This window comes from Kitasatospora sp. NPDC127116 (assembly GCF_042677365.1).
GTDB lineage: Bacteria > Actinomycetota > Actinomycetes > Streptomycetales > Streptomycetaceae > Kitasatospora > Kitasatospora lactacystinica.
The window spans coordinates 90318-99051 of record NZ_JBHXTL010000013.1 but is presented as its reverse complement, the minus strand read 5'-3'; the positions used below and the strand labels follow the sequence as shown (position 1 = coordinate 99051).

Annotated in this window: 7 protein-coding genes and 1 pseudogene; 6 read left to right on the top strand and 2 right to left on the bottom strand. The window is 67.8% G+C overall.

Annotated features, from left to right (window positions below; all coding sequences use genetic code 11):
* Positions 1–509, bottom strand: a pseudogene (locus ACFVHV_RS08665) (hypothetical protein); the annotation flags it as partial.
* Between the two features lie 303 nt (positions 510–812).
* Here ACFVHV_RS08665 and ACFVHV_RS08660 point away from each other — a divergent pair.
* From ACFVHV_RS08660 to ACFVHV_RS08635, 6 genes are all read left to right on the top strand, one after another.
* Complete coding sequence (locus tag ACFVHV_RS08660; RefSeq protein WP_380349999.1) at positions 813–1451, top strand: hypothetical protein; 639 nt, start codon at positions 813–815, stop codon at positions 1449–1451.
* A 95-nt stretch (positions 1452–1546) separates the two neighbouring features.
* Positions 1547–2962 (top strand): transcriptional regulator, encoded by a 1416-nt coding sequence (locus ACFVHV_RS08655; protein WP_380349996.1) that lies wholly within the window; start codon positions 1547–1549, stop codon positions 2960–2962.
* The gene (locus ACFVHV_RS08650; RefSeq protein ID WP_380349993.1) at positions 2959–4812 is read left to right on the top strand and encodes a DEAD/DEAH box helicase; all 1854 of its coding nucleotides are present in this window, start codon (positions 2959–2961) and stop codon (positions 4810–4812) included. The genes ACFVHV_RS08655 and ACFVHV_RS08650 overlap by 4 nt, the downstream gene beginning before the upstream one ends.
* A 231-nt stretch (positions 4813–5043) precedes the next feature.
* The gene (locus tag ACFVHV_RS08645) at positions 5044–5772 is read left to right on the top strand and encodes an HNH endonuclease (protein WP_380349990.1); all 729 of its coding nucleotides are present in this window, start codon (positions 5044–5046) and stop codon (positions 5770–5772) included.
* 70 nt (positions 5773–5842) lie between these two features.
* A complete protein-coding gene (locus ACFVHV_RS08640) occupies positions 5843–6790 on the top strand; it encodes a NaeI family type II restriction endonuclease (protein WP_380349988.1) in 948 nt (315 codons plus the stop codon).
* Positions 6730–7308, top strand: a complete 579-nt coding sequence (locus tag ACFVHV_RS08635; protein ID WP_380349985.1) for a very short patch repair endonuclease — start codon at positions 6730–6732, stop codon at positions 7306–7308. Before ACFVHV_RS08640 ends, ACFVHV_RS08635 begins: the two co-directional genes overlap by 61 nt.
* Positions 7309–7335: 27 nt before the next feature.
* On the opposite strand, the gene ACFVHV_RS08630 is transcribed toward ACFVHV_RS08635, so the two are convergent.
* The gene (locus ACFVHV_RS08630) at positions 7336–8613 is read right to left on the bottom strand and encodes a DNA cytosine methyltransferase (protein ID WP_380349982.1); all 1278 of its coding nucleotides are present in this window, start codon (positions 8611–8613) and stop codon (positions 7336–7338) included.
* Between the last annotated feature and the right edge of the window lie 121 nt (positions 8614–8734).

Below are 8734 nucleotides of genomic sequence, written 5' to 3'. Positions count from 1 at the left end.
ACCTTCCCGCGGGCGTGCTCTTTGCGGCCGGTTACCTGGTCCCCCACCTTTTCGCCCCCGGCCCCCGCCGGCCGGGGGGCGCGTTCCCGGCCCCGGTCCCCCTCGGCGAGGGGGACCGGCGCATCGAACGGCGCAACTGTGCCGCCCTCCAATGCGCCGCGCATCTCATCAACGTCCTCCGCCGCCGGCCTGTTGACTGCGGCACTGATGTTGTCTGTGGCGAAAGCGGACTCGCATTCGTCGGAAACACGCTGCAGGAGTGCCCGCAGGTCATCCTCGGTCATCACTTCAACACCGCCCTTGCTCTTAGCGAGCCGGTGCAGTTTCAGAACCGTGTCCGTGTCGGGGAACAGGACCTTCCCCAACGCGAGCCGGTTGAGGACCGAGCGGGAACTGTGGATCTGACCTGCGACGCCGCGCAGCGATCCGCCAGTAGCCCGCAGCATGGCCCGCACTGCCCCGGCGAGTTCGCGGCGCGCCGGAGGAACGGAGGACGGAAGAGCCTTCATCTGTCCGCGTGGAGGCAACGAAACTCCCTAGAGGTAGGGGTCGGCGAAGTGTCATCCCATCTTGGCAAACGCCTACGACAGCTGAACGGTCATCGGTGCAAGAGGGACACTCCGGGACACCGGGAGAAGCGGGACACCGGGGGACAGCGAAGCCTTCCCCTGCCTCCGGGGCGTGCGCTTCGCTTGAAGAGCAGGCGGGACTGGCCCGCTGACAACCCACCAGGGTCGTCACTGCGCTGTGCACGAGAGGATCCGGAGAGCATGGTGGCAATTCCGTCCTGGACGGACGAGGGACTCGGCACTATGAAGCGCGTCGCGCTGTGGCTCGTACAGGAGGTCGGAGTCGGCAGCGTGTTCACCAAGGAGCAGCTGCGGATCGCGTTCGAGGGGGTCAGCCAGGTCGACCGCCGCATGAGGGAGCTCCGCGTCCACGAGTGGCAGATCGATACCAACAGGGAGGACCCGGCCCTCGACCCCAGTGAGCACCGGTTCGTGTGTGAGGGTGTTCCGGTATGGCAGCCTGGCAAGGGAGGCCGCAAGGCGGCCGAGTCCGTGGGAGCGGTGCAGCGCCGCGCTGTGCTCCTGAATGACAACTACCTGTGCCGGACCTGCGGCATCGGCAACGGCGAGGCATACGCCGACGGCCACGGCGCCACCTCCCACCTGGACATCGCACGGCGCCAGGTCACCCTGCCCGGCGGCGGCACGGAGGTGCAGCTGGTCACCGAGTGCAACCGGTGCCGTGTCGGCGGGCGCGACGCCGGCGCCGACCTGGGCGCCTTCGCGGCGGCGGTGGCACAGCTGTCGACGTACGAGCGCAAAATGCTGTCGTCCTGGATGGAGCAGGACGCCCGCGGCTTCAACGAGGTCGAGAAGCTCTGGGGTATCTACCGCACCCTGCCTGCGGCGGCGCGCGCCGGTGCCCGCGACATGCTCCTGTAGTCCCCCGCCGGGGCGGCAGCGGAACCCCCGGTGCCGCCCCGTTCCCGGCCCTGGCAGTATCGGCATCGCTTTCACACGCACAAAGGAGCACATCCGTGTTGATCGACTTCGGCCGGCCCCACGAAGCAGCCGGCAACCGCGAGCTCGTGGCGCACCGGCTGAAGGAGCTGCGCAACGGAAACGGCGTCCCGGAAACGCTGACCGTCGAGTGGCGCGGGAAGCCCGCCCATATCGAGGTCATCGACATGCCGGTCGAGGTCCTGCGCTACAACCCCGGCACACACCGCGTCCGCGCCCAGCGCGCCTACGACCCGGCCCGGGACCGGGCGCTGACCGAGGACCCCTGGAGCCCGGAGAGCCAGGATTACCTCCACCACCTGCTGAAGGCACTGCCGGCCGACCCCTCGAGGACCGACAAGGCCTTCGAGGACCTGACGGAGAGCCTGCGCGAGTACCAGCAGAACGAACCCGGGCTGATCACCCACGAGGGCATCCTCGTGAACGGCAACACCCGCCGCGCTGCCCTCAAGGAGCTCGGGCGGACCAGCATGCGGGTCGGCGTTCTGCCGGAGAGCTGCGAGTGGAGCGACATCCATGCTGTTGAGCTCTCTCTCCAGCTGCGCCCGGACACCCGGCGGGACTACTCCTACATCAACCACCTGCTAGCCCTGGAGGAGCAGGTGGCGCTCGGCAAGCCGCTGCCGGAGATCGCCCGGAACTTCCACACCACGACGCCGGCCTGCGACCGCGACCTGTGGATCCTGGCCCAGCTCCGGGACCTCATCAGCCGTAGCGCCACCGGAACCTCCTCGCTGCGCCTCATGGACTTCGAAGAAGCCAAGGAGCGGTTCTTCGAGCTCTACCGCGCCTACAACACCGAGTCCGCGCGCAACCGGGAGCGTGGCGACCTACTGAAGGAGGGCCGGCTCGCGGCCATCGTGCTGGAGTTCGCCAAGACGGACGTCCGGTTCATCCAGCCCGACTTCCAGGAGCGCTTCCTGGACCAGCGACTGCCCGCAGACCTCAGGCCCGCCCCCGCCCAGGTGCCCCCGGCAGTGGCCATCCCCGGCCTCGGCCGCACCGTCCAGGCCGCCGGCGGGAGCGTCGCCGCGGCCAAGGCGCTCACCGACTCCCTCCTGCAGGCCAAGGCCGTCAAGACGGCCGGCGCCGCCGCAACCCCCGAAGAGCAGACGGCGGCCGCCGAGGTCTTCGACCGCACCCGCAAAGTCTTCGATGAGGCGTTGGAGTTCGCCGGCAAGGACTTCCGGCTCCGGAAGAAGCGCCTCGCCGCCCCCGACCGCGTCGCCGACGCTTGCAAGGACCTGGAGCAGTGCGTCACCGACCTCGTCCTCGCCCGCGGCAACGGGAGCCTGGACGAAGGGGCGTTCGACGACGCCCTGCTGCAGTTGCGCACCATCATGGGGCGCGTTGCCGTCGAGGCCGGCAAGAGCATGCCGCTCCCCGGCGAGGGCCTCACCTGGCTCAACGCTGCTGTAGGGAAGCAGCAGTGACGGATACCCAGACGGAGCCATCGCTGCGGATCGCATTCGACGTGTCGCGGACCCGCGTTGTCCTGCGCACGACGCCCGGGCACGAGCAGGACTTCGCGGACCTCGCCGCGCGCATCGCCCCCGGTGGCCAGCGCGGGCCGCTGGTAGGAGAGTTCGACCTCGACGACTTCCTCGACCGCATCATCGAGCTCGGCTCCTGGCGCCACGACGGCGTCGAGTGGGAGGAGGCGCTGGTCCAGCTCGTCACCGGCGTCCTCGACGACGCCGAGCGGGCCGAGCAGGCCCTCCGCAGTGGCGCGGACGCCAGCCAGAGCGCAGTCGCACCGGGCGACGTGCCGGGTCTCCTAGGCGACGGCTGGACCGGAGACCTCACCCCCTTCCAGCTCCGCGATGCAGCCCAGCTGCTCTCACTCGGGCACGGCGCGAACTTCAGCGTCCCCGGAGCCGGCAAGACCCGCGTCTCACTCGCCGTCTATGCCGCCATGCGTGAACAGGGCCTGGCCAAGCGGCTCCTGGTCGTCGGACCCAAGTCCGCTTACGAGGCATGGCAGACCGAGAGCCAGATCTGCTTCCGCACACCGCCGCGCATCGCCGTCATGGGCCGCACCCCCGACTACGGCGCCGAAGTGCTGTTGGTCAACTACGAGCGCCTGTCCCGGGCTGTACCCAGGCTCGCGTCCTGGCTGGGCACGGCGCCGTCGATGCTGGTGCTCGACGAGGCCCACCGTATGAAGCTCGGTGCCAACGGGACATACGGCTCTGCCTGCCTCGCGCTCGGGCCCACCGCGACCCGGCGGCTCATCCTCACCGGTACTCCGGCCCCCAACGGGGCCCGGGACCTGGAGAACCTGCTGTCGTTCGTCTGGCCCGGCCGCGGCAAGCGCGTCGTCTCCGACGCTGTACGCGGCGGAGACCTCGCCTACGCCAGCACGGTGCTGCGGCCGCTGTTCACCCGCACCACCAAGCGCGAGCTTGGCTTGCCCCCGTTCGAACCAAAGGTCCGGTACGTCAGCCTCCCGCCGATCCACCGGGAGGTGTACGAGGCGCTCAAGGGCAACTTTTCCCCACGGGCCGAGGCGTCCCGCAACGACATCGAAGCCCTCGGGCGGGCAGCACTGCGCCTGCTCATGGCCGCAACCAGCCCGGCGCTCCTAGTCGAGGGCAGCAGCCCGTACGAGCCGCTCGCCTACCGGGTGCCGGCGCTGGAGGCCGCCGCCGGCGAGTCCCTCCATGCGCTTCTGCGTGACCTGCCCAGTTACGAGCTCTCCCCCAAATTCCAGGAGGCCGTCCGGATCGTCGCCGCGAACGCGGCAGCGGGCCGCAAGACGATCGTGTGGACCACCTTCGTACGCAACATCACCACCCTGGCCAAGCTCCTCTCCCCCTACTCCCCAGCCGTCGTCCACGGCGGCACGGCCGACCGGGACGAGGAGATCCGGCGGTTCCGCGAGGATCCCGGCTGCATGGTGTTGCTCTCCAACCCGGCTACCCTGGGCGAGGGCATCAGCCTGCACCAGGTCTGCCACGACGCGGTCTACGTCGACCGCGATTTCATGGCTGGCCGGTTCCTGCAGAGCCTCGACCGCATCCACCGCTTGGGCCTGGCCCCCGGAACGGATACGAGAGTTACCGTCCTTGTCGCGGAAGGCACCATCGACGAGGTGGTCCAGCTTCGTCTTGAGGCAAAGCTGCAATTCATGGGCAGCATCCTGGACGACCCGGAGGTGCGCCAGCTCGCAGATCTCGTCGAAGAGCCCGTCGGCAGCGCCGGCCTGGACATGGCGGACATCCGGGAGCTCCTGCGCCACCTCGAGCCCCCGGCCTTGCTCGACGGGCAACCACGGGGGTGAGGCCCGGGACCCCCGGCCGTCGCGGGCCTAGGGTGCCGTACAGATGGAAAGGAGCCCTCGAATCCGCCGTGTTCAGCGGGAGGAAGAAATGACACACGCAGAAGTGGACAGCGAGCGCCCGCTGCCCGACCCCACTGATCCGTCCCTCGACGATCTCTTCAGCAGCCAGGAGACCGCAGAGGCCTGTCGGTTCCTCCTCATGCGGCAGGACAGCCCTCCGACAATGGCGGAGTGGCTGGCTCGATCGCAGCAGGTTTCGGCAAGTCAAACGTGCACAGTCAACGTCGGCTGCGCGAGGTCCGGAGCCACTTCGTGGTGCAGAGCCGGCGCCGCACCAGTGACGGAGAGTGGATCTACCAGCTACTCGGCTGGAAGAAGGCGGCTTCCGCGTCCGTGAAGATCTCGCCCCGGCTGCAGGCGGAGGTCTTCAGCAAGAAGGGCCGCTTCTGCCAGATGTGCGGGCGCGGCCCCCAGAACGGTATCCGGTTGCAGATCGACCACATCGTGCCCGAGTCGTGGGGAGGCAAGACGGTGTACTCGAACCTGGAGCCGCTGTGCGAGGAGCACAACCACGGGAAGCAGGCATTCTTCGCCTCGCTCGACGCGTTCGGCCCGGCTCTTGGGCGAGCGCTCCCCCGCCCGAATCCATGGGAGCGCATCGGCGAACTGCTCCTCGCCTTCCAGGAGATGAGGAAGCCGACGCCGGTCGAGCTCATCGAACTAGTCGCACAGGACACCCACAAGGGCGACCCGAAGAAGCGGCTGCGCGAAATCCGTTTCGTCCTCGGCTGGGACATCGTCGCGCACCACAGGAAGACGGACGGCGTCACTGAGGTGACCTACGAACTGATCAGCTCCCAGCCATGGCCTGCGGAGGGTGCAGCCGCCGCGGTTTCCGACTACGAGCGAAGGCGCAAGGAGCGCAAAGCCGCTGAGCGCGCCGCACCCGAGTCCGATTGACCCGGCCCACGCACCGGAGACAAACTCCCGGGATCCCTACATCTTCCGTTCAAAGAATTGAGTTGATATGATGTCAGCCGATACCTTATTCCCCGTTTCCTCCGTCGCGCCCCCTGATCCGGAACTGGCCCGCGTCCATGCCAGAATCCTGGCGGCGGACCCGTGCGGCGAGATCTTCGCTGCAGCCCTGCGCCGTACCTTCGACATGCTGCTCGACGGACAGCACACGGGCCGTTTTCGCTGGGAGGAGCTCCACAAGACCGAGAAGACGCATGCCGGCACCCTCGTGGAGATCAACCTCCAGCGCGCCTTCAACTTTGCTGACGGCAACAAGATGGACTACTCGATCGACGGCATCGATGTGGACTGCAAGTACTCCCAGGACCTGGGCCGCTGGATGATCCCTCCTGAGGCGATGGGGCATCTGTGTCTTGGGGTGTGGGCCAGTGATGAGGCTGGGCTCTGGTCAGCGGGGCTGTTCCGGGTCACCGAGGAACTGCTTACCAAGAAGGAAGGAAACCGGGACGGCAAGCGGTCTCTTACCGCCATTGCCCGGAAGACCGCCGTTCACTGGCTCTTCGAGGTTGCGCCGCTCCCCGAGAACATCCTGCTGCGCTTGCCTGAGAAGGACATCTCCGCGATCTTCGCGTCACGGTACGGCACACAACGGGTGCATGAGCTGTTCCGGCGTACGCAGGGCCGTGTCGTCTCGCGTGGCGTGGTCGCCACGGTCGCACAGCAGGACGACTTCATGAAGCGGGTCCGGTACAACGGTGGCTCCCGCTCGGCGCTCCGGCCGGAGGGAATCGTGATTCTCGGGCAGTACGGGAATCACCAGGTGGTAGCCGAGGGCCTCGGTCTGCCGGTGCCAGGTGCTGGTGAGTCCGTGAGCGTCCGCCTGGCACCCTGGACTTTGGAGCATGTGGACGCACGGTGGGTGGAACTGGAGGGCGTCAAGTGGGTGGTAGCGCGGGAAAGCGACCCGGTCGTCGAGGCACCGCTGCTGCCGGAGCGGTAGGCGCGGATGCTGCCGCATGGGTTGCCCCGGCAGGATCATGGGCCTCTTCAGCTGCCAGGCGCCGCAACATGCAGGCGATCAGGAGCCGGGACACGTCCCCCGAGCTCGCGCTGCGCTCCCTTGTCCACGCCGAGGGGCTTCGGTACCGGGTGGCGGCAAAGCCGCTGCCCGGTATGCGGCGGACGGCTGATCTCCTGTTCCGTCCCACACGGGTGGCCGTCTTCGTCGACGGGTGCTTCTGGCACGGGTGCCCGGAGCACTTCGTTCCGCCGAAGACCAATCCCTCGTATTGGGAGTCGAAGATCAGCGGAAACGTCAGCCGTGACCGGGATACCGACGAACGCCTCGCTGACGAAGGGTGGCTCGTGCTGCGGTTCTGGGCGCACCAGTCGCCTGAGGAATGCGCGGACGCAGTGGTAGCCGCCGTAGTAGCGCGGCGGGGGGAGCTCGCCGAGCGAAAGCGGCGACGTCTGGAGGGCAAGCAGGGGTGTCCAGGCGCAGGACCGCCCGCAGGCTGACGCCTGCGGGCGGCAGGTCGATCAGACTCAGCTGATCTTGGCCTTGTTTGCCTTGAAGAGTTCGTGCCGGTCGTGGTCTTCCTGCCCGACGAAGGCCTTGAAGTCGCGGAGCAGATAAGCCATGGCACCGTCCTGGCCGGCCACGGTCTCTTTGATGTGGAAGTCTCGGCCGAGGTGGGAGAGGCGTCGCTCGACGTCGTGCATGCCCATGACGACACCGGTCTTGTCCAGCGCGGCGACAATCTGCTCTGCGGTCATGGCTTCGCTCTTACCGCGGAGGAGCCGGTAAACCGGGTCATGAGTGGTCTCGACCCGCTCGCGGGGCTGGCCTTCCTTCCGGAGCGCCCTTGCGATGGAGAGCCCGACAGCCTTGGCGACCGGCGGCGGGAAGGCATTGCCGATCTGGCGGTATCCGGTGGTCTTCCCTCCGGAGAACTCCCAGTCGTCGCTGAAGCCCTGGATCCGCGCGGCCATGCGGCTGGTCAGCTTGGGGCCGCCCCTGACTTCGCCCTTCTTGCTCACTGCCGGCTTGAAGTCCGGCTTCGGCGCCTCGTTGGCAATGCCCCAGGCGTTGACGCCCATAGCCTCCCAGGCCGCCTTGGCTCGGGAGGGGCCAAGGTCTGCCCCTCCGTGCTTCTTGGAGCCGCCAACGATCGTGGGTGCGATGCCGTCGGCCTCGGCGGCCCATGCCTCGGCGCCGCCCCAGCCGTTGGCTGCCATGAGGTCCTTCAGCGTCTCACCGACGGTGGGCGCAGGGCCGGGGAGGGGCTCGGGCCAGTGGAAGTACTCTGCGTATTCGTCCTGGAGTGCCACCAGCACGAACCTCGGCCGGAGCTGCGGCACCCCGAACTGGGATGCCTGGAGGAGCCTCCACTCGCCCACGTAGCCGAAGTCGCGGAGCGTGTCCAGGACGTGCTGCCGGTAGGCCGAGAAGCGGTTGGCACTGAGTCCTCGCACGTTCTCCAGCATGAGCGCCTTGGGCTTGATGCGGCCTGCCAACTGGACTGCCCAGGCAAACAGGTCACGCTCGTCGGTGGCACCGAGCTGCTTGCCCGCGATGGTGAACGGCGGGCAGGGGACACCTCCTGCCAGCAGCGAGACCCCTTCGTACTCCTCGGGGTTCCAGACCGACTCGTCCGCGACATCACCCTCCGCGACCTTCCACGCCGGCCGGTTCAGCCTGAGGGTGTCGCAGGCGTTCGGGTCGAGCTCGACTGCGAGCTGGTGTTCGAATCCTGCCCCTTCGAGGCCAAGGGCCTGCCCCCCTGCTCCTGCGCAGATCTCGACAACCTCAAGGGCAGACATTCTTCCTCCGTACAACACACGTCGAGCCTGCGGGATGGGAGGCGCCAGGCAGCGAGCTGAAAATAGTCATGATATCGAACAAACTAGCTACCTCCCTTCGGACGCACCTTGCCGCTCCATC

Coding starts and splice junctions, on each gene's coding strand:
- ACFVHV_RS08640 (WP_380349988.1), top strand. CDS start 5,843: ATGTCAGCCGATACCTTATTCCCCGTTTCCTCCGTCGCGCCCCCTGAT.
- ACFVHV_RS08630 (WP_380349982.1), bottom strand. CDS start 8,613: ATGTCTGCCCTTGAGGTTGTCGAGATCTGCGCAGGAGCAGGGGGGCAG.
- ACFVHV_RS08660 (WP_380349999.1), top strand. CDS start 813: ATGAAGCGCGTCGCGCTGTGGCTCGTACAGGAGGTCGGAGTCGGCAGC.